This is a genomic window from Saccharopolyspora sp. ID03-671 (genome assembly GCF_045278815.1).
Lineage (GTDB): Bacteria > Actinomycetota > Actinomycetes > Mycobacteriales > Pseudonocardiaceae > Saccharopolyspora > Saccharopolyspora ipomoeae.
In genome coordinates, this window is the sequence record NZ_CP134054.1 from 2,065,042 (window position 1) to 2,083,939 (window position 18,898).

Here is an 18,898-nt window from a genome sequence, read left to right on the forward strand (position 1 = left end):
CAGATGGCGATTCAACACGGACGGGTGAAGGTCAGACCTCACCCGCGCACGGCGACCGCGACGCGCGATTGCCGCGCGATCTCCAGGTCCTCCCGCGCCCGCACCACCACGCTGCGCGCTCCGGCCCCGGCGGCGCTGATCTCCCCCTCCTCGGCGTGGATGTTGCGCGCCGGGTCGATCGCCGCCCCGGCGAACACCAGCGCCGAGCCGACCGCCGCGCGCACCGGCGGCTGGTGCTCGCCGATGCCGCCGGTGAACACCAGCAGATCCAGCCCGCCGAGCACCGCCAGCATCGCCCCGGCGTGCCGCACCAGGCTGTGCCGGTAGACGTCGAAGGCCGTTGCGGCGTCGTGGTCCCCGTTCTCCCGCGCGTCCAGCACGTCGCGCAGGTCGCCCGATCCCCCGGACAGCCCGGCGATCCCGGACCGGGTCGCCAGCGCCTCGAAGACCTCCTGCGGCGCAACACCTCTCGCGTCGATGAGCCAGCCGAGGAGGCCCGGATCGACGCTGCCGCTGCGGGTGTTCATCACCAGGCCCTCCTCCGGCGTGAACCCCATCGTGGTGTCGACGCAGCGGCCGTCGAGCACCGCCGCCATCGACGCACCGGCCCCCAGGTGACAGCTCAGCACCTTCCCGCGCCCGGGTTCCAGCCCGGTCAGCTCCGCCCCGCGACGCACCGCGTAGGCGTGCGAGAGACCGTGAAAACCGTAGCGCCGCAGGCCGTACCGCTCGTTCCACTCGCGCGGCAGCGCGTAGGTCGCGGCGGCGGTGGGCAGCCGGGCGTGGAACGCGGTGTCGACGCACACCACCGACGGCACCTCCGGCGCGATCCGCCGCGCCACCCGGATCCCCGCGACGGCGCGCGGCTGGTGCAGCGGCGCCAGCTCCGCCAGCGACTCCAGGTACGCCTGCACCTCGTCGTCGACCACCGTCGCCTCGGTGACGCGGGCGCCACCGTGCACCACCCGGTGCCCGATGACCTCGGCGCCGTGGGTGTCGAGGAACTCCGCGATGGGCTCGGGTTCACCGTCCCAGCGCTCGGCGTGGTGCTCGTCGACGAGCTCGTCGCCGTCGAGCAGGCCCAGCTTGAGGCTGCTGGAACCGGCGTTGACCGTCAGCACCCTCACCGGCCCGGCCACACCCACTCCCGGATCTCCGGCATGTCCTCGCCGTGCGTGGACACGTAGTGCCGGTGCTCGATCAGCTTGGTCTTCAACGCCTCTCGCGCGTACGCGGCGCGCGGGCCGAGCCGGGGGACCCGGTCGATGACGTCGATGGCCAGGTTGAACCGGTCGATCTGGTTGAGCACGCACATGTCGAACGGCGTGGTCGTGGTGCCTTCCTCCTTGTATCCGCGCACGTGCATGTTCTCGTGGTTGTGGCGGCGGTAGGTCAGCCGGTGGATCAGCCACGGGTAGCCGTGGTAGTTGAAGATCACCGGCCGGTCGCGGGTGAACAGGCTGTCGAACTCCGCGTCGGACAGCCCGTGCGGGTGCTCGCGCTCGTCCTGCAGCCGCATCAGGTCGACCACGTTGACCACGCGGATCCGCAGGTCCGGGAACTCCCGCAGCAGCAGGTCCACCGCGGCGAGGGTCTCCATCGTGGGCACGTCGCCCGCGCAGCCCATCACCACGTCCGGGTCGCCGTCGGCGTCGCTGGAGGCCCAGTCCCAGATCCCGATCCCCTTCGTGCAGTGCACCACCGCCGATTCGACGTCCAGGTACTGCGGCGCGGGCTGCTTGCCGGCGACCACCACGTTGATGTAGTCGCGGCTGCGCAGGCAGTGGTCGACCACCGACAGCAGCGTGTTGGCGTCCGGCGGCAGGTAGACGCGCACCACCTCGGCCTTCTTGTTCACCACGTGATCGATGAAACCCGGGTCCTGGTGCGAGAAACCGTTGTGGTCCTGCCGCCACACGTGCGAGGTGAGCAGGTAGTTCAGCGAGGCGATCGGCTGCCGCCAGGCCAGTCCGCCGGTGACCTTGAGCCACTTGGCGTGCTGGTTGACCATCGAGTCCACGATGTGCGCGAAGGCCTCGTAGCAGGAGAAGAACCCGTGCCTGCCGGTGAGCAGGTACCCCTCCAGCCAGCCCTGGCAGGTGTGCTCGGAGAGGACCTCCATCACGCGTCCGTCGCGCGCCAGCGAGTCGTCTCCGGGCAGGATCTCCGCCTCCCAGGTGCGGGAGGTGACGTCGAGGATCGCGCCCAGCCGGTTGGAGTTGTTCTCGTCCGGGGAGAAGATGCGGAAGTTGTGCTCGGTGTCGTTCAACCGCATCACGTCGCGCAGGAACCGCCCGAGCACGCGGGTCGCCTCGCCGGTGGCGGCGCCCGGCTCATCGACCTCCACGCCGTAGTCCCGGAACTCGGGCAGCCGCAGCGCCCGCAGCAGGTGCCCGCCGTTGGCGTGCGGGCTGGCGCTCATCCGCCGATCCCCGACCGGGTTGTGGTCGCGGATCGCGCGCACCGGGGCGCCCGAGGACTCGAACAGGTCTCCGGGTTCGTAGCTGCGCATCCAGGATTCCAGCTGCCACAGGTGTTCCGGGTTGCCGCGCGGATCGGTGATCGGAACCTGGTGGGCGCGCCAGGTCCCGGCGACGTACTTGCCGTCGACGGTGTCGGGTCCCGTCCAGCCCTTCGGGGTGCGCAGCACGATCATCGGCCAGCGCGGCCGCTGCCCGAATCCGTCGCGCCGGGCGCGGCGCTGGATCGCGGCGATCTCGTCGAGGCAGCGGTCCAGCGTCGCGGCGAACAGGTGGTGCATCGGCGCCGGCTCGTCACCGGCGACGAGGTAGGGCTCGTAGCCGAAACCGCGCAGCATGCTGAGCAGTTCCTCGTCGGGGATGCGCGCCAGCACCGCCGGGTTGGCGATCTTGTACCCGTTGAGGTGCAGGATCGGCAGCACCGCCCCGTCGGTGGTGGGGTTGAGGAACTTGTTGCCGTGCCAGCTCGTGGCCAGCGGACCCGTCTCGGCCTCGCCGTCGCCGATGATGCACGGCACGATCAGGTCGGGGTTGTCGAACACCGCCCCGAACGCGTGCGACAGCGAGTAGCCGAGCTCGCCGCCCTCGTGGATCGAGCCGGGCGTCTCCGGCGCGACGTGGCTGGGAATGCCGCCGGGGAAGGAGAACTGGGTGACCAGCCGCTTGAGGCCCTCGTTGTCCTGGGCGACGTCCGGGTAGATCTCGCTGTAGGTGCCTTCCAGCCACGACGCCGCGACCAGGCCGGGGCCGCCGTGCCCGGGGCCGATCACGTACATCATGTCCAGGTCGCGCATCCGGATCGCGCGGTTGAGGTGGGCGTAGATGAAGTTCAGCCCGGGCGTGGTCCCCCAGTGCCCGAGCAGCCGCGGTTTGATGTGCTCGGCCCGCAGCGGTTCCCGCAGCAGCGGGTTGTCCATCAGGTAGATCTGGCCCGCTGACAAGAAGTTCGCCGCCCGCCACCACAGGTGCAGCCCGTCGAGCTCCTGCGGGTCCAGGTGCTCGCTCACCGCGGGCGTCATCGTCCAACCCACCTCGGCGACCTCCACGTCACTGCTCATCCCGACCCCCTGCAACGTCGACCCACGCACTCAGCGTGGTCCCCCAGCCCCAACCCGCAACTCGGGGTGACGACGAGCGACTACCCCTCCCCCTTGAGAACCCCGAAGCAGTCCGCGCAGGTGGGGAACAGGATCCAGTCCATCTCCGACGGCTGCGCCATGCCGACCTCCTTCCCGCACACGGCCCGCTCCTGCCGCTGCCCCTCCCAGCGCGGCCCGCGGAAGGCGTGGCGCGTTCCCGCGCTCGTGCCCTCGTTCGGAACCGGCAGCCAGTAGTGCCGATTCGCCCGCAACGTCGTCATCCCAACCTCCAGATCTCCGAGAAACCGAGTGGGCTGAAGTTAAATCTTTTGCCAAAGATTTGAGAATTGCTCGTTTGGGTGATCTTCTGGCTGGAAGAACATCGCTAAGGTCTTCGACATGACGCTCGGACCCACCGCGCGGCGCCGTCGACTCGGCGCTCACCTCGCAGAACTCCGTCACGCCGCCGGATTGACGACCGCCGACGTCGCGGAGTTCTTCGGCTGCACCGCCCAGACCATCCGCAACTGGGAGCGCGGCACCTCCACCATGAAGAAGGTGGAGCTCGCAGCACTGCTGGACAAGTACGGCGCAGCCGCGGACACGCGCTCGCAGCTGGAGGAGACCCGCCGCGAGGGGTCGAAACGCGGCTGGTGGAGCACCTACAAGCTCCCGGAGTGGTTCAAGCCCTACGTCGGCCTCGAAACCGACGCCGCGATGGTCTGCAACTTCGAGGTCGAGCTCATCCCCGGCCTGCTCCAAACGGAGTCCTACGCCCGCGAAATCCACAGCTCGGGCGAACATCTGACGAAGCCGGAGGACGTGGAGAAGCGCGTCGCGGCAAGACTGGAGCGGCAGAAGCGCCTCACCGGCGAGCATCCCCTCGAACTGCGGTTGGTGATCAGCGAAGGAGCGCTGCGACGCTCGGTCGGTGGCCCGGACGTGATGCGGGAGCAGCTGCGACAACTCATCGACCTCGGCGGCCTCCCGAACGTGATCCTGCAGGTGATTCCCTTTTCCGCAGGTGCGCACGCGAGCATGCCGAGCGGATTCACCGTGCTGACCTTCGCCGAGCAGGCCGACCCCGACGTCGCGTACATGGACGGCCCGCTCGGCGGCCACGTGATCGAGGACCCTCATGACGTCGGCACGCTGCGCAACCTCTTCGACGAGGTGCGAGCGGCCGCCTTGCCGCAACGCGAATCGCTTTCGCTCGTGCGTACGATTGCCGAGGAGTAGACCGGCGATCAGAGGAGGCGCGAGTGAGCGACCTGGCCAAGGCGACCTGGCGAAAGAGCTCGCGCAGCGCGAACGCGGGGCAGTGCGTCGAGGTCGCGATCACCCCGACCGCCATCGGCATCCGCGACAGCAAGAACCCCCACGCAGCCCACCTCACCACCGCCCCCGCCCAGTGGGCCGCTTTCCTCACCACCCTCAAAGCAGGGCGCTACGACCGCTGAGCACTGCTCGGCGGAGGGCTCCTCGCTCACCAGGGGACAGTTTTAGCCATAATTGTCCGGGCAAAACGGACATCGATCATGGGTGATTATGGCTAAAACTGCCCGTTGCCAACGGACGTCGGCAACGGGCAGCGGCATCCCGGCCCGGGGTGCGCGGGGTCAGGTGAGGGTCTCGACCGTGTGGTTCTCGGCGGAGCGCCGGGCCGCGGTGATGATGTCGAGGGCGGTGATGGCATCGGTGGGGTCCACCGGGGCCGGGGCGCCCGTGAGCAGGGAGTCGGCGACTCCGTCGTAGAAGGACTGGTAGGCGCCCGGCTCGCTGGGGATCGTGCGGGTGGTGTCGCCGTCGCCGAGCTCGCCCCAGATGTCCTCGGGTTCGCGGCCCCACGCGTCGTCGAGCGGTCGCTTGCCCTCGCGGAGGTCGGCTTCCTGCGGATCGGTGCCGTGCTTGGTGAACGTGCCCCGGTCGCCGAGCAGGCGCAGTCGCGGCCCCGGGACTGCCGCGAGCTTGCTCATCCACAGGTGCGAGCGGACGCCGTTGACGTGGGTCAGCGAGACGAACGAGTCGTCGTCGGCGCGCACCCCCGGCCTCCGGCAGTCGATCTCGGCGTAGACCGAGGCGACCGGGCCGAACAGCTGCAGCGCCTGGTCGATGAGGTGGCTGCCCAGGTCGTAGAGCAGCCCGGCCACGTCCTCGGCACCGCCGGAGTCGCGCCAGGTCGGCTTCGGCTGCGGCGCCCAGCGGTCGAAGCGCGACTCGAACCGGTGCACCCGCCCCAGCTCACCGCTCTCCAGCACCTTGCGGACCGTGCGGAAGTCGCTGTCCCACCGGCGGTTCTGGAACACGGTCAGCAGCAGCCCCCGCTCGCGCGCGTGCTCGACGAGCTCGCGACCCTCCTGCGCGGTCGGCGTGAACGGCTTGTCCACCACCACGGGCACGCCCGCGTCCAGCGCGGTCCTGGCCAGCTCGGCGTGCGTGCGGTTCGGGGTGGTGATGACCACCAGATCCGGCTCGCGGGCGAACAGCGCGTCGAGGTCGGCCACCGGCTCGGCGCCCGGCAGGTCCGCGCGCACCTGCGCCTGGCGCTCCGGGTTCGCGGTGACCACCGCGTCCAGCCGCAGCCGCGGGTGAGCGGCGATCAGCGGCGCGTGGAAGATCTTCCCGCCCGAGCCGTAGCCGACGAGTCCGACCTTGAGTTCGTGCTGTTCCGAGCCGTGCATGTCCCCATTAGACACGCCGGTGCGCTCAGACCGAGACCTGGCTCGGGGGCCGCGCGTTGTCCTGGCCCGGGCAGACCAGGCCCGTCTCGTAGGCGAGGATCACCAGCTGCGTGCGCGAGGAGATCTGCAGCTTCTGCATCACGTGGTACAGGTGCGATTTCACCGTCAGCTCGGCCAGCCCGAGGTTGCGGGCGATCTCGGCGTTGGAACCGCCGCGCGCGACCTCCAGCAGCACGTCCACCTCGCGCTCGGTGAGCACCGACAGCTCGCTGCGCGCATCGCGCACGCCCAGCGCGGCGAAGCGCTGGAGCAGCCGCTTGGTCACCCGGGGCGCCAGCAGCGCCTCACCGGCGGCGACGGTGTGCACGGCCTTGACCAGCTCCTCGGGACTGGCGTCCTTGAGCAGGAAACCGCTGGCGCCGGCGCGCAGCGCGCCGTAGACGTACTCGTCGAGGTCGTGCACCGTCAGCATGATCACCGACGTCGCGCCGTCGGTCTCGGCGAGGATCTCCTGCGCGGCGGCGATGCCGTCCTTGCCGGGCATCCGCACGTCCAGCAGCACCACGTCCGGGCGCCTGCGGCGCACCGCCGCCACCGCCGAATCACCGTCCGACGCTTCGGCGAGGACCCGCAGACCCGGCTCGTTGGACAGCAGCGCCACCAACCCGGCGCGGATCATCGCCTGGTCATCGGCAACCAGGACGGTCGTCTCCGCAGTTCCCACCGACGCCTCCTAGTCCTGGCGGCCTGACATTTACGGCTCAGGTCAGGTCCGAATTTTCCGGGCACGGTAACACGGCCTCGAGCCGAAATCCGTTCATGACCGGATGTGCTGTCAAAGTTCCGCCCAGCAGCGCAACGCGTTCCCTCAGCCCGATCAACCCGTGACCCGACTGTTGGGACACCGGCCGCTGCACCTCGCCGTCGGTCGCGGCCAACTCGTTGGTCACCTCGATCCGCAACGTCGCCGCCGCGTACTCGACGAGCACCCGCGCGCGCCCGGACCCGGCGTGCTTGAGGACGTTGGTCATCGCCTCCTGGACGATGCGGTAGGCCGTCATCTCCACGCCCGCGCCGAGCTCGCGCACCGGCCCGCGCCGGTCCAGCTTCCAGGTGACCTGCCCGCCGCGCACCGAGTCGACCAGCGCGTCCAGCCCGTCGAGGGTCGGCGTGGGCTGCCAGTCGATGGTCTCCTTGCCGCTGGAATCGCGTTCCCGCAGCGCGGTGAGCATGTCGCGCATCTCCCCCAGCGCCCCGCGCGAACTGCTCTCCAGCTCCTGCAAGGTCTGCCGCGCGTGGTCGGGGTCGCGGTCGATCACCGCCCGCGCCACGCCCGCGCGCAGCGCCACCACCGACAGGTTGTGCGAGACGATGTCGTGGAACTCCCGCGCGATGCGGGCGCGTTCGATCGAGGCCGCGTCGGCGGCGAGCTGATCGCGCGCGTCGTCGAGCAGCGCCAGGGTCCGCTCCAGCTGCTCGGCGCGCCTGCGCCCGATCTGCACCGCGTAGGCCAGGCCCACCACGATCACCAGGTTCACCACCGCGCCGATCACCCGCAACGTCCCCATCAGCGGGCCCATCCCGTAGGCGATCGCGTCGGAGACCGGGTAGCACATCGCCAGCGTCGCGGCCGCCACCATCATCGACGGCGTCGTGCGCACGCACACCGAGTAGAGCGCGACCTGGATGACCAGGTTCAGCGCGCCGATGCTCAGCTGGAACGCGGTCAGCCCGACCGCCGTGGCGGTCAGCAGGAACAGCACCGTCCACGGCGCGCGGCGGCGCAAGGTCAGCAGCAGCCCGGCCGGGCCGCCGATGGCCATCGGCACCCACCACGGGATCGACGGCGGGTGGTCGGCCAGCGCCGCGTCGAAGACGTAGAGCACCGAGGCGGCGAGCACGAACGAGACGTCGAAGAGCGTCACGCGGTGGTTCAGCGCCCAGGTCCACAACCCCGAGCGGGAGCGGGAGAACACCAGTCTTCCGGCGACCTGGTCGACCATCGCACCTGCCTGTCTGCAACGGGGCTCGCGGAACCGCGCACGGCACCGCCCGCTCGGCGTGCCGCGAACACCGGAGTCACGGCTCCGCAGCACGCCGCTCCCGCCAGACCGGCGCTGCGGACGGCGGGCTCCAGATCTTGCCCGCCGTCCGGCCCCAGCTCATCAGTCGAAGGTGTGAGTGTAGAACGCCCCACCTCGTACCGACGACTGATCAGTGGCCGCGCGCCACCCACTCGTCGAACTGACCGCGCACCTCGCCGATGGTCGTCGACTCCCCGTGACCGGGACGGACCTCGGTCTCCGGGGGCAGCGGCAGGAGCCGGTCCCGGATCGAGTCGGTGATCACGCCGAAGTCCGAGTAGGACCGCCCGGTCGCCCCGGGCCCACCGGCGAACAGCGTGTCGCCGGTGAACACCACGCCCAAGCCGGGGACGTGGAAGCACACGGCGCCGGGCGCGTGGCCCGGTGTGTGCAGCACCCGCAGCTCGCCGCCGCCGACCTCGATCACCTCGCCGTCGGTGAGCTCGCGGTCCGGCTTCCGGTCGGGATGGGTCATGTCCCACAGCACCCGGTCGTCCGGGTGCAGGTGGATCGGTGCGCCGACGGCGTCGGCCAGCTCCGGCGCCTTGCGCACGTGGTCGTCGTGGGCGTGCGTGCACAGCACGGCGCGGACCGTCCGGTCGCCGACCAGCCCCCGGATCGCGGCCACGTCGTGCGGCGCGTCGAGCACCACGCACTCCGAGTCGTCGCCGACGACCCAGGCGTTGTTGTCCACGTCGAAGGTCTGCCCGTCCAGCGAGAACGTTCCGGACGTCACCGCGTGGTCGATTCGCAGCGTCATTGTTCACACCACCGGGAAATCGGGGTCGTTTTCGTTCAGAAGGTCACCACGGAGCGCAGGACCTCGCCGCGGTGCATCTTCTCGAACGCCTGCTCCACCTGGTCCAGGGCGATCTCCTCGGTCACGAACTTCTCCAGCGGCAGCCTGCCCTGCTGGTAGAGCTCGATGAGCATCGGGAAGTCGCGCTCGGGCAGGCAGTCGCCGTACCAGGAGGACTTGATCGCGCCGCCGCGCCCGAAGACGTCCAGCAGCGGCAGGTCCAGCGTCATCTCCGGGGTCGGCACGCCGACCAGGACCACCGTCCCGGCCAGGTCGCGGGCGTAGAACGCCTGCTTGAAGGTCTCCACGCGGCCGACCGCGTCGATCACCACGTCGGCGCCGAAACCACCGGTGAGCTCGCGGATCGCCTCGACGCTGTCGTTCTCCGCGGCGTTGACGGTGTGGGTGGCGCCGAAGCCCTCGGCCCAGCTCAGCTTCTTCGGGTCGGTGTCCACTGCGATGATGCGCCGCGCCCCGGCCATCGCGGCTCCGGCCACCGCGCCGTCGCCGACACCGCCGCAGCCCAGGATCGCGACCGTGTCGCCCGGGCCCACGCCGCCGGTGTTGACCGCCGCGCCGATCCCGGCCATCACGCCGCAGCCCAGCAGACCCGCCACCGCGGCTCGCGCCGAAGGATCGACCTTCGTGCACTGCCCGGCGTGGACCAGGGTCTTCTCGGCGAACGCGCCGATGCCCAGCGCCGGCTCGAGCCGGGTGCCGTCGGCCAGCGTCATCGGCTGGGCGGCGTTGTGGGTGTCGAAGCAGTACTGCGGGCGGCCGCGCTTGCAGGCCCGGCAGACGCCGCAGACCGCGCGCCAGTTGAGCACCACGAAGTCACCGGGCGAGACGTCGGTGACGCCCTCGCCGACCTGCTCGACGACGCCGGCGGCCTCGTGCCCGAGCAGGAACGGGTAGTCATCGCTGATGCCGCCCTCGCGGTAGTGCAGGTCGGTGTGGCAGACCCCGCAGGCCTGGACCCGCACCACCGCTTCACCCGGACCCGGGTCCGGGACCTTGATCGTCACGACCTCGACCGGACTGCCCTTGCCGGTCGAAACCACCGCCTGCACGTCGGACACGACTGCCTCCCGGGACCACATCGTCGGGGTGCTGATCACTCGCCTGGGCTGGTGCAGCCCAGGCACATCGTCATATGCGCAACGGGCCATCACAAGAGCGCATTGATCAGTGCCCCCGATCGTTGCGAACACTCATCGTGACAACGTGATTACTGTATGATTTCAGCGGAGAGGGAGGACGAGCGATGATGGACACGCGCAGCACGGCGATCCGGGAGATGGACATCAACCGTCCCGCCTCGGCCCGGATGTACGACGCGTTCCTGGGCGGCTGCCACAACTTCGGCGTCGAACGCTCCATCGTGGAGCGACTGGAGACGGCGCTGCCGGGCATCGGCGGAACGTACCGGGAGAACCGCGCCTTCCTGCGGCGCGCGGTCGAATACCTGCTCGCCCACGGCGTTCGCCAGTTCCTCGATCTGGGGTCCGGAATCCCGACCATCGGCCACGTGCACGAGGTGGCACGCCGACGCACGCGCCACTTCCGGGTGGTTTACGTGGACAACGAACCGCTCACCGTCGCGCACAGCAAACCCCTGCTGGCCGCCGAGATCAACGCGGCGATCACCCACGCCGACATCCGCGACCCGAAGTCGGTCCTGTGCTCGCCCGAGGTCCGGGCGCTGCTGGACCTGGACGAGCCGGTCGGCCTGCTGATGTCCTCGGTGCTGCACTACCTCCCCGACTCCGACCAGCCGGCGGAGCTGGTGGCCACCTACCGGGAGGTGCTCGCCCCCGGCAGCCACCTGGTGATCTCGCACGTCACCGACAGCCACGAGCCGGCCCCGGCGCGGGTGCTCGCCGAGCACTACGCGGAGACCTCAGACCCGATCCACCTGCGCGACATCCGGGAGATCGAGTCGTTCTTCGGCGACCTCGACCCGGTTCCCCCGGGCACGGCCTGCCTCGCCGACTGGCGCCCCGACCCGGGCACGCCGGCCCCGTCGCCCTACCGGCTGGTGCACGGCGGCATCGCCCGCAAGGGCTGAGCCCGCTCAGCGGCGGACGAACAGGAGCAGGATCGCCGCGGTGATGGCGCAGGCGCCCGCGGCGAGCCATGCCCCGGCGAGACCGGCGTGCTCGGCGAGGAGGCCGAACAGCAGCGGGCCGAGGCTGCCGCCGAAGTAGATGCCGGTCTGGGTGAACGAGGTCGCGCTGGCCACCCGATCCGGGGCGATCTTGGCGACCGCGAAGTTCAGCAGTCCCGGCCACGCCCAGCCCGCGCCGAAGCCGACGGCCACGCCGACGAGGAACACCGGAGGCGACTCCACCGCCATCAGGCCGAAGCCCAGCGACCCGATCAGCAGCATCACCGTGATCACGCGGATCAGGTCCGGATTCCGGCGGTCGGCGGCCACGCCCGCCGCCAGGCGGATCGTCAGGCCCACGGCCGACCCCACCGACAGCACGAGTCCGGCCGCCCACGGGCTGAAGCCCACCTCGACCGCCGTGGTGGTGACGAACGCGCCCAGCGCGTTGGCCGCCGCCGATCCCAAGCCCCCGGCGATCGCGATGAGCAGCAGCGCCGTGAAGTTCGCGCCCGCACCGCCCCCGCCCGGACGGGTGGCCGCCGAGCGCTCGGCCTGCGGCAGCGCGGGCACCGCCGCGGCCGCGACCAGCCCGACCACGCCGCCGATCAGGAACACCCAGCGCCAGCCGACGGTGAGCGCGATGGCCGGCACCGCCACACCGGCCAGCAGCGTGGCGACCGGGATCGAGGACTGCTTGACCCCGAACCCCATGCCCCGGTGGTGCCGGAATCCCTTGCGCGATCAGCAGGTTCGAGGCGGGCTGGGCCAGCGAGTTGGGCAGGCCCGCCAGCCACAGCAGACCCATCAGCCACACCGCGTTCGGCGCGGCCGCCAACCCGAACAGGCACACCGAGCTGCCCAGCGCGCCGATGCGCATGCCGAGCCGGGCGCCGATTCGCTCCACCACCCAGCCCATGCCGCGCGAGGACACCGAGGCGACCCCGAAGAACCCGGCCGCGCCCACGCCCAGCAGCGCGGCGCCGAAGCGCAGGTCCTGCTGGAGCTGCACGCCGAGCCCGCCGACCAGGAACACCGGGAAGACGCCGACGGTCACCACCGCGGCCACCGACGAGAGCACCCGCGGAATCCCGACGCTGCGCTGCCCGACCACCACGGCTGACATCACGACCCCCTAGTCCAGGTCCCGTCAGCCTCCGACGCCGGACAATCCTTAGCAAGGCTAAGGTGACGAACCCGTCATCCCCGGAACGCGGGAATCCCGGTCATCGCCTGGCCGATGGTCAGCGCGTGCATCTCGCTGGTGCCCTCGTAGGTCAGCACGGACTCCAGGTTCGTCATGTGCCGGATCACCGGGTACTCCAGCGAGATCCCGTTGGCTCCGAGGATCGTCCGCGCGGTGCGCGCGACCTCCAGGGCGCCGCGGACGTTGTCGAGCTTGCCGAAGCTGACCTGCTGCGGGCTCAGCTGACCGGCGTCCTTGCGCTTGCCCAGGTGCAGCGCCAGCAGCCTGCCGTTCTGCACCCGCACCGCCATGTCGGCGAGCTTGGACTGGGTGAGCTGGAACCCGCCGATCGGGCGGCCGAACTGCTCCCGGGTGGTCGCGTAGTCCAGCGCCGCCTCCAGGCAGCTGCGCCCGGCGCCGACCGAACCCCACACGATGCCGTAGCGGGCCTCGTTGAGGCAGGACAGCGGCCCGCGCAGGCCGGTGACCTCGGGAAGCACGGCCTCGCCGGGCAGCCGGACGTCGTCGAGCACCAGCTCGGCGGTCACCGAGGCGCGCAGCGAGAGCTTGCGCTTGATCTCCGGCGCCGAGAAGCCCGGGGTGTCGGTGGGCACCACGAACCCGCGCACGCCCTCATCGGTCTGCGCCCACACCACGGCGACCGAGGCGATGCTGCCGTTGGTGATCCACATCTTGCGGCCGTTGAGGATCCAGTCGGAACCGTCGCGGCGCGCAGCGGTGCGCATCGACGAGGGATCGGAGCCGTGGTCGGGCTCGGTCAGGCCGAAGCAGCCGATCGCCTCGCCCGCGGCCATCTGCGGCAGCCAGCGCTGCTTGTGCTCCTCCGAACCCCAGCGCCAGATCGCGAACATCGCCAGCGATCCCTGCACCGACACCAGCGAGCGCAGCCCGGAGTCGCAGGCTTCCAGCTCCTCGCAGGCGATCCCGTAGTCCACAGCGGACAGACCGGCGCAGCCGTAGCCCTCCAGGTGCATGCCCAGCACGCCGAGCTTGCCGAGCTCCCGGGCGAGTTCGCGCGCCTGCGGGAACTCGCCGTTCTCGTACCACTCGGCGACGTGCGGCTGAACGTGGTCGCGGCACAGCGCCCGGACGCTGTCGCGGATCGCCAGCTGCTCCGAGGTGAACTCGGCGTCGATGCCCAGCGGGTCGTGCGGGTCGAACTTCGGTCGGGAACCACCGGTGCTCATTGCGAGTCCTTCCTGGACGAGATCGGGGGAAGCGGTCGCTCGGGGTCCTGCAGCCACGCGAGGACCTCCTTGTCGTGCTGGCCCAGCAGCGGCGGCGGGGCCACCTCGGCGCTGCCGTGGCCGGAGAAGTCGATGGGCATCCGCACCTGCATCGCCGCACCGCCGCCCGGGTCGACCATCGGCCGCAGACCCAGCGACTCGGCGTAGTGCACCGCCCCCGACAGGTCGTTGACCTGCCCGCACGCGATGCCCAGGCCCTGCAGCCGCCGCTGCCAGTCGGCGGCCGGCCGGGCACCGAGCACGTTCTCCAGCCGCCGCACCATCTCCTCGCGGTGAGCGACGCGCTGGGCGTTGGTGGCGAACTCGGGCTCGTCGGGCATCGACACGAGCCCCAGCCCCTCGCAGAGCTTGCGGAACTGCGCGTCGTTGCCGACCGCGACGGCCAGGAACGCGTCCTCGCAGCGCAGCGTCTCGTACGGCGCGATGCTCGGGTGCCGGTTGCCCATCCGCTGCGGGGCGATACCGGTGGTGAGCAGGCTCGACATCTGGTTGGCCAACGACCCCAGCAGGCTCGACATGAGGTTGACCTCGACGTGCTGCCCCAGCCCGGTCCGCTCGCGGTGACGCAGCGCGGCCATGATGCCGAGCGCCGCGTCCTTGCCGGTGAGCACGTCGACGACGGCGACGCCGACCTTTACCGGTGGTCGCTCGGGCTCGCCGGTGATGCTCATCAGCCCGCCCAGGGCCTGCACCACGAAGTCGTAGCCGGGCAGCTCGGCGCCCTCGGCGGAGCCGAAGCCCGAGATGGAGGTGTAGATCAGCCCGGGGTTGAGCTCGTGGGCGGAGTCGAAGTCCAGGCCGTACCGCGCGAGCGAGCCGACCTTGAAGTTCTCCACCAGCACGTCGGACCGCCGCACGAGTTCGCGCGCGGCCTCGCGGTCGTCGGGGTCGGACAGGTCGAGGGCGACGCTGCGCTTGCTCCGGTTGACCGACTCGAAGTAGGCGGACCCGTTGTCCGTCCACGGTGGACCCCAGGAGCGCGTGTCGTCGCCGGTGCCGGGCCGCTCGACCTTGATCACGGTGGCTCCGAGGTCGGCCAGCAGCATCGTCGCGTAGGGCCCGGCCAGGACCCGGCTGAAGTCCGCGACGAGCACGCCGTCCAACGGCAGCGTTTCCATGCCCCCACCTCTCCGACGGCTTGCGCGTCCGGAAATGTGGATCCAATATACAGTTGCTCGAGACGCGGTCAACCCGAACTCGCCGCCCGCGTGTCCGCACCCGAGGTTGGAGCTCCCGATGCGCAGACCACCCACGACGCAGGCCTTCGTCCTCGATGAGCTGCGCAGATCCATCGTGTCCGGCGATCTCACGCCGGGGCAGCCGATCCGCCAGGACACCATCGCAGCGGGCCTGGGCGTCAGCCGCGTGCCGCTGCGCGAGGCCCTCAAGACGCTCGAAGCGGAGGGACAGGTCGTCTACCAGCCGCACCGCGGCTACTCGGTGGCCGAGCTGTCGCTGGCGGATCTGCTGGAGGTCTACCGGATGCGCGAGCTGCTGGAGGCCGAGGCGGTGCGGGTGGCCGCCGAGCAGCTCACCGACGCCGACCTGACGCGCATCACCGACGCCGGTCAGGACGTGGAGAAGGCCGCCGAGGACGGCGACCTGGTGGCGATGATCGCGGCCAACCGCCGCTTCCACTTCGCGCTGCTGGAACCCGCCGGCATGCCGCGCCTGCTGCGCGTCGTGCGCACGCTGTGGGACGCCACCGACGCCTACCGCGCGGTCTACTACAACTCGGGCACCAACCGCGAACGCGTGCGCCGCGAGCACGAGGCCATCATCTCCGCGGCCCACGACCGCCGCTCGGACGACCTGATCCACCTGCTCGCCGCGCACCGCGACCACGCCGTCGACGCGCTGCGCGGCACCATCGGCGAGAAGGAGTAGGCCCGGACCACCCTGTCCGGGCCGAACCGATCATTCGTACGCGTAGAAGCCCTGGCCGCTCTTCTTGCCCTTGAGCCCGGCGTCGACCATGCGCTTGAGCAGCGGCGGGGCGGCGTAGGTGGGCTCGGCGTACTCCTCGTACATCGAGTCGGCGATGGCCTTGAGGGTGTCGAGGCCGACCATGTCCGACAGCCGCAGCGGGCCCATCGGGTGGGCGCAGCCCTGCACCATGCCGTTGTCGATGTCCTCGGCGCTGGCGTGGCCGTCCTCGAACATCCGGATCGCCGAGAGCAGGTAGGGCACCAGCAGCGCGTTGACGATGAAGCCGGAGCGGTCCTCGGCGCGGATGGTCTCCTTGCCGAGCTGCTCGGTGGCGAAGGCACCGGCGCGCTCGACGGTCTCCTCGCTGGTGAGCAGCGACGGGACCAGTTCCACGAGGTTGAGCACCGGCACCGGGTTGAAGAAGTGCACGCCGATGACCTTGTCGGGGCGCTTGGTGGCGCCGGCGAGCTTGGCGATCGGGATGGACGAGGTGTTCGAGGCCAGGATCGCGTCCGGGTCGGTGAGCAGCTCGTCCAGCTCGGCGAACAGCTTGAGCTTGAGACCTTCGTCCTCGGCGATCGCCTCGATCACCATGTCGCGGTCGTCGAGGTCGGCGAGCGTGGTGGTGAAGTGCAGGCGCTCCTGCGTGGCGTCGCGCTCGGCCTCGGTCATCTTGCCCTTCTGGACCGCGCGGTTGAGCGACTTCCACAGCCGAGAGCGAGCGGCCCGGGCGGCGTCGTCATCGATCTCGCGGACGATCACGTCCAGACCCGCGCGGGCGCCGACCTCGGCGATGCCCCCGCCCATCTGCCCGCCACCGACGACTCCCAGGCGTTCGATCTTGGTCACCACACAGTTCCTTCCGGTCCCGGCCGCACTGCCGCTCATGACGCTATCCGCGTCGGATCATGCCAAAAACCGCCGAACGGGACCGATCAACCGTGCTTGAAGGCACACCGGGGCACCGCGCACCGGGCCACCGCGCACCGGGGCGAAACGCACGGAGAGCCGGGTCCTGGCGTGCGGACCCGGCTCCCGGTCGTCCCCCGACTGTCCGACCCTGACCCCCTTGCACCCCCGAGGCTACCGCACTGTCCGTGTCCGGGCGCATGCGCTCCGGTCATGCACAGTGGACGATCATTTCGTTCCCGCAACTCCCCCACCTGCGTGAACGCTGATCGAAGCGACGTGCTGTCATACTCCGCCACCATGAGCAACAATCTGCCGCCGCTGCGGGGCCGGATGGTCGCGCGCGATCCGGAGGAACGTCACCGCGCGGCGACTCCGCTGGAGCTGCTGTTCGACCTGTGCTTCGTTGCCGCGGTCGGACAGGCCGCCGTGCAACTGCACCACGGGCTCTCCGAAGGGCACTTCGCGCCCACCGCCCTCGGCTACCTGATGGTCTTCTTCGCCATCTGGTGGGCGTGGATGAACTTCACCTGGTTCGCGTCGGCCTACGACACCGACGACGTGCCCTACCGGCTGCTGACGCTGCTGCAGATGGGCGGCGTGCTGGTGCTGGCCGCCGGGGTGCCCGCGACGTTCCACGACTACGACTTCCGGATCGTCACCTTCGGCTACGTGGTGATGCGGGTGGCGATGATCGCGCAGTGGCTGCGCGCCGCCGCCGAACATCCCGAGAACCGCGGCTGCACGCTGCGCTACGCGGGCGGCATCGCGATCGTGCAGGTCGGCTGGCTCCTGCGCCTGCTCCTGCCGCACCCCTACGGCGAGATCGGCTTCGTGGTGCTGGTCGCCGCCGAGCTCGCGGTGCCCGCGATCGCCGAGCGCCGCTCGCAGACCAACTGGCACCCGCACCACATCGCCGAGCGCTACGGCCTGTTCACGATCATCTCGCTGGGCGAGGTCGTGCTGGGCGTGACCGCGGCGATGCAGGAGGACGTGGCCGACGGCGGCTGGTCGGCCGGGCTGCTGCAGATCGGCGTCGGCGGCCTGCTGCTGATCTTCGCGATGTGGTGGATCTACTTCAAGCACTCCGCCGTGCAGCACCTGCGCGAGAGCGTCAAGACCGCCCTGACCTGGGGGTACAGCCACATCTTCGTGTTCGCCTCGGTCGCGGCGGTGGGCGCCGGGCTGGAGGTCGCCATCGACTCCCACGCGCACAAGGCGCACATCGGCGAGGTCTCGGCCGCGCTGACGCTGGCCGTGCCGCTGGTGGTGTACCTGCTGCTGATCGGCCTGCTGCACACCGGATACGCCGACGCGGGCCGGACCGCCATGCTGATCTCGGTGGTCGGCTCGGTGCTGCTGGTGGGCACGGCGCTGCTGGCGCACACGTTCGGCATCGCGCTGACGGTGCTGCTGCTGGGCGTGCTGATGGCGCTGATCCTGACCGCCGGGCTGCTCACCCAGCGGAACCCGGTCAGCGCAGCGGACTGAGCGCGGTGCGGGCGGCCTCGGTGATGTCGGCGACGGCCTCGCCGTAACCGACCGAGCTGGGCTGGTCGCTGAGCAGTGCGACGACGTAGCGCCGGCGGTCGGGGTCGACGACGCCCGCGCTGTGCACCCAGACCCTGCCGAGCTGGCAGCACATCCAGCCGGACTTGACCGCCTCGGCGCGCACCGCCATCAGACCGAACTTCTGGTTGACCCCGTCGGCCGCCCGCTCCGGCGCCGCGTGCAGCGCGGCGAGGACGAAATCGCGGTCGGCCGACGGCATCCGGCCGAGCAGGTGCTGGAAGACCGCGGCGATGTCGCGGGCCGAGGTGAGGGTGTCGCCCCAGCGCCCCGGGTCGGCGGGCGGCCGGGTCTGCTGGAGGCGCATCCGCTCGGCGGCGTCGGCGATGAGCGAGCTGCCGCCGTGGCGGTCCCAGAGGGCGTTCATGGCCTCGTCGTCGCTGGGACCGAGCGCGCGCCGCATCAGCTCCCGGTCCTGCGGGGTGACGTCTCCCCGTTCGAGCAGTTCGACCGCCACGACGACCTTCGACAGCGACGCCGAGTACATCTGCCGCGCCCCGTCGCGCCCCCAGGACAGCTCGCCGGTCGAGCGGTCCAGCACGGCGATGCCCAGGGAGTTCCCCCGAGCCTCGGACAGCTGGTCGACCGCGTTGATCGCGGCGGCCGCGGCCCCGGTCGGCCGGTTGACGGCCTCGTAGGTGCTGACCTGCTCCTGGCCGTGCCCCTCCCAGGTCGCCACCGCCGGCGGCGAGCACCCGCTCACCAGCACCCCCACGACGACACCGGCCACCTCCACCGCGCACCGGCGCGGCGGACGTGTCGAACACCGATGCCCACCGAACACGGAACCCCCCGATGTCGTGGTCA

At 70.8% G+C, this 18,898-nt stretch carries 19 protein-coding genes; 6 read left to right on the top strand and 13 right to left on the bottom strand.

Annotation, left to right across the window (positions count from 1 at the left end):
- Window positions 1-38 precede the first annotated feature (38 nt).
- The 3 genes from REH65_RS09110 to REH65_RS09120 form a co-directional block, all read right to left on the bottom strand.
- Window positions 39-1,139: an acetate/propionate family kinase gene (locus REH65_RS09110; RefSeq protein WP_406692103.1), complete on the bottom strand. Its 1,101-nt coding sequence runs from the start codon at window positions 1,137-1,139 to the stop codon at window positions 39-41.
- A complete protein-coding gene (locus REH65_RS09115) occupies window positions 1,124-3,499 on the bottom strand; it encodes a phosphoketolase (protein ID WP_406693128.1) in 2,376 nt (791 codons plus the stop codon). Before REH65_RS09115 ends, REH65_RS09110 begins: the two co-directional genes overlap by 16 nt.
- 119 nt (window positions 3,500-3,618) lie before the next feature.
- Window positions 3,619-3,840, bottom strand: a complete 222-nt coding sequence (locus REH65_RS09120; protein ID WP_406692104.1) for a hypothetical protein — start codon at window positions 3,838-3,840, stop codon at window positions 3,619-3,621.
- A 118-nt stretch (window positions 3,841-3,958) separates the two neighbouring features.
- Between REH65_RS09120 and REH65_RS09125 the strand changes: the two genes are divergently transcribed.
- Window positions 3,959-4,798, top strand: a complete 840-nt coding sequence (locus tag REH65_RS09125) for a helix-turn-helix domain-containing protein (RefSeq protein ID WP_406692105.1) — start codon at window positions 3,959-3,961, stop codon at window positions 4,796-4,798.
- A gap of 23 nt (window positions 4,799-4,821) precedes the next feature.
- Window positions 4,822-5,019: a DUF397 domain-containing protein gene (locus REH65_RS09130; RefSeq protein WP_406692106.1), complete on the top strand. Its 198-nt coding sequence runs from the start codon at window positions 4,822-4,824 to the stop codon at window positions 5,017-5,019.
- 159 nt (window positions 5,020-5,178) lie between these two features.
- On the opposite strand, the gene REH65_RS09135 is transcribed toward REH65_RS09130, so the two are convergent.
- From REH65_RS09135 to REH65_RS09155, 5 genes are all read right to left on the bottom strand, one after another.
- Window positions 5,179-6,240 carry a Gfo/Idh/MocA family oxidoreductase gene (locus REH65_RS09135; RefSeq protein ID WP_406692107.1) on the bottom strand — a complete coding sequence of 354 codons (1,062 nt, stop codon included), beginning with the start codon at window positions 6,238-6,240 and terminating at the stop codon, window positions 5,179-5,181.
- A 25-nt stretch (window positions 6,241-6,265) separates the two neighbouring features.
- The gene (locus REH65_RS09140) at window positions 6,266-6,964 is read right to left on the bottom strand and encodes a response regulator transcription factor (protein WP_093416391.1); all 699 of its coding nucleotides are present in this window, start codon (window positions 6,962-6,964) and stop codon (window positions 6,266-6,268) included.
- A gap of 37 nt (window positions 6,965-7,001) precedes the next feature.
- Entirely contained in the window at window positions 7,002-8,243 is a 1,242-nt protein-coding gene (locus tag REH65_RS09145; RefSeq protein ID WP_406692108.1) for a sensor histidine kinase, read from the bottom strand.
- Between the two features lie 211 nt (window positions 8,244-8,454).
- The gene (locus REH65_RS09150) at window positions 8,455-9,084 is read right to left on the bottom strand and encodes an MBL fold metallo-hydrolase (RefSeq protein ID WP_406692109.1); all 630 of its coding nucleotides are present in this window, start codon (window positions 9,082-9,084) and stop codon (window positions 8,455-8,457) included.
- A gap of 35 nt (window positions 9,085-9,119) precedes the next feature.
- Window positions 9,120-10,202, bottom strand: a complete 1,083-nt coding sequence (locus REH65_RS09155) for an S-(hydroxymethyl)mycothiol dehydrogenase (RefSeq protein ID WP_406692110.1) — start codon at window positions 10,200-10,202, stop codon at window positions 9,120-9,122.
- 185 nt (window positions 10,203-10,387) lie between these two features.
- On the opposite strand from REH65_RS09155, the gene REH65_RS09160 reads away from it, so the two are divergent.
- Entirely contained in the window at window positions 10,388-11,191 is an 804-nt protein-coding gene (locus tag REH65_RS09160) for an SAM-dependent methyltransferase (RefSeq protein WP_406692111.1), read from the top strand.
- Window positions 11,192-11,197: 6 nt separating this feature from the next.
- On the opposite strand, the gene REH65_RS09165 is transcribed toward REH65_RS09160, so the two are convergent.
- Entirely contained in the window at window positions 11,198-11,944 is a 747-nt protein-coding gene (locus REH65_RS09165; protein ID WP_406692112.1) for an MFS transporter, read from the bottom strand.
- 62 nt (window positions 11,945-12,006) lie between these two features.
- Here REH65_RS09165 and REH65_RS09170 point away from each other — a divergent pair, with 62 nt between their 5' ends.
- Window positions 12,007-12,369 (top strand): hypothetical protein, encoded by a 363-nt coding sequence (locus tag REH65_RS09170; protein ID WP_406692113.1) that lies wholly within the window; start codon window positions 12,007-12,009, stop codon window positions 12,367-12,369.
- A 61-nt stretch (window positions 12,370-12,430) separates the two neighbouring features.
- Here the strand turns inward: REH65_RS09170 and REH65_RS09175 are convergent, their stop codons facing one another.
- Complete coding sequence (locus REH65_RS09175; protein ID WP_406692114.1) at window positions 12,431-13,624, bottom strand: acyl-CoA dehydrogenase family protein; 1,194 nt, start codon at window positions 13,622-13,624, stop codon at window positions 12,431-12,433.
- Window positions 13,621-14,802, bottom strand: coding sequence for a CoA transferase (locus REH65_RS09180; RefSeq protein WP_281457760.1), 1,182 nt, complete (start codon window positions 14,800-14,802; stop codon window positions 13,621-13,623). The genes REH65_RS09175 and REH65_RS09180 overlap by 4 nt, the downstream gene beginning before the upstream one ends.
- Window positions 14,803-14,920: 118 nt before the next feature.
- On the opposite strand from REH65_RS09180, the gene REH65_RS09185 reads away from it, so the two are divergent.
- Window positions 14,921-15,571 (top strand): GntR family transcriptional regulator, encoded by a 651-nt coding sequence (locus REH65_RS09185; RefSeq protein ID WP_406692115.1) that lies wholly within the window; start codon window positions 14,921-14,923, stop codon window positions 15,569-15,571.
- Window positions 15,572-15,601: 30 nt separating this feature from the next.
- On the opposite strand, the gene REH65_RS09190 is transcribed toward REH65_RS09185, so the two are convergent.
- A complete protein-coding gene (locus tag REH65_RS09190; RefSeq protein ID WP_406692116.1) occupies window positions 15,602-16,462 on the bottom strand; it encodes a 3-hydroxybutyryl-CoA dehydrogenase in 861 nt (286 codons plus the stop codon).
- Between the two features lie 360 nt (window positions 16,463-16,822).
- Between REH65_RS09190 and REH65_RS09195 the strand changes: the two genes are divergently transcribed.
- On the top strand, window positions 16,823-18,013 hold the full coding sequence (locus tag REH65_RS09195) for a low temperature requirement protein A (protein ID WP_406692117.1): 1,191 nt from the start codon (window positions 16,823-16,825) through the stop codon (window positions 18,011-18,013).
- Here the strand turns inward: REH65_RS09195 and REH65_RS09200 are convergent.
- Window positions 17,997-18,821: a serine hydrolase gene (locus REH65_RS09200; protein ID WP_406692118.1), complete on the bottom strand. Its 825-nt coding sequence runs from the start codon at window positions 18,819-18,821 to the stop codon at window positions 17,997-17,999. The two genes, REH65_RS09195 and REH65_RS09200, sit on opposite strands and share 17 nt — an antisense overlap.
- Window positions 18,822-18,898: the final 77 nt, after the last annotated feature.

Excerpts from the sequence above, each read along its gene's own strand:
- REH65_RS09180 (WP_281457760.1), bottom strand. The coding sequence starts at position 14,802 with ATGGAAACGCTGCCGTTGGACGGCGTGCTCGTCGCGGACTTCAGCCGG.
- REH65_RS09150 (WP_406692109.1), bottom strand. The coding sequence starts at position 9,084 with ATGACGCTGCGAATCGACCACGCGGTGACGTCCGGAACGTTCTCGCTG.
- REH65_RS09115 (WP_406693128.1), bottom strand. The coding sequence starts at position 3,499 with ATGACGCCCGCGGTGAGCGAGCACCTGGACCCGCAGGAGCTCGACGGG.
- REH65_RS09175 (WP_406692114.1), bottom strand. The coding sequence starts at position 13,624 with ATGAGCACCGGTGGTTCCCGACCGAAGTTCGACCCGCACGACCCGCTG.
- REH65_RS09125 (WP_406692105.1), top strand. The coding sequence starts at position 3,959 with ATGACGCTCGGACCCACCGCGCGGCGCCGTCGACTCGGCGCTCACCTC.
- REH65_RS09160 (WP_406692111.1), top strand. The coding sequence starts at position 10,388 with ATGATGGACACGCGCAGCACGGCGATCCGGGAGATGGACATCAACCGT.
- REH65_RS09165 (WP_406692112.1), bottom strand. The coding sequence starts at position 11,944 with ATGGGGTTCGGGGTCAAGCAGTCCTCGATCCCGGTCGCCACGCTGCTG.
- REH65_RS09185 (WP_406692115.1), top strand. The coding sequence starts at position 14,921 with ATGCGCAGACCACCCACGACGCAGGCCTTCGTCCTCGATGAGCTGCGC.
- REH65_RS09120 (WP_406692104.1), bottom strand. The coding sequence starts at position 3,840 with ATGACGACGTTGCGGGCGAATCGGCACTACTGGCTGCCGGTTCCGAAC.
- REH65_RS09195 (WP_406692117.1), top strand. The coding sequence starts at position 16,823 with ATGAGCAACAATCTGCCGCCGCTGCGGGGCCGGATGGTCGCGCGCGAT.
- REH65_RS09145 (WP_406692108.1), bottom strand. The coding sequence starts at position 8,243 with ATGGTCGACCAGGTCGCCGGAAGACTGGTGTTCTCCCGCTCCCGCTCG.
- REH65_RS09135 (WP_406692107.1), bottom strand. The coding sequence starts at position 6,240 with ATGCACGGCTCGGAACAGCACGAACTCAAGGTCGGACTCGTCGGCTAC.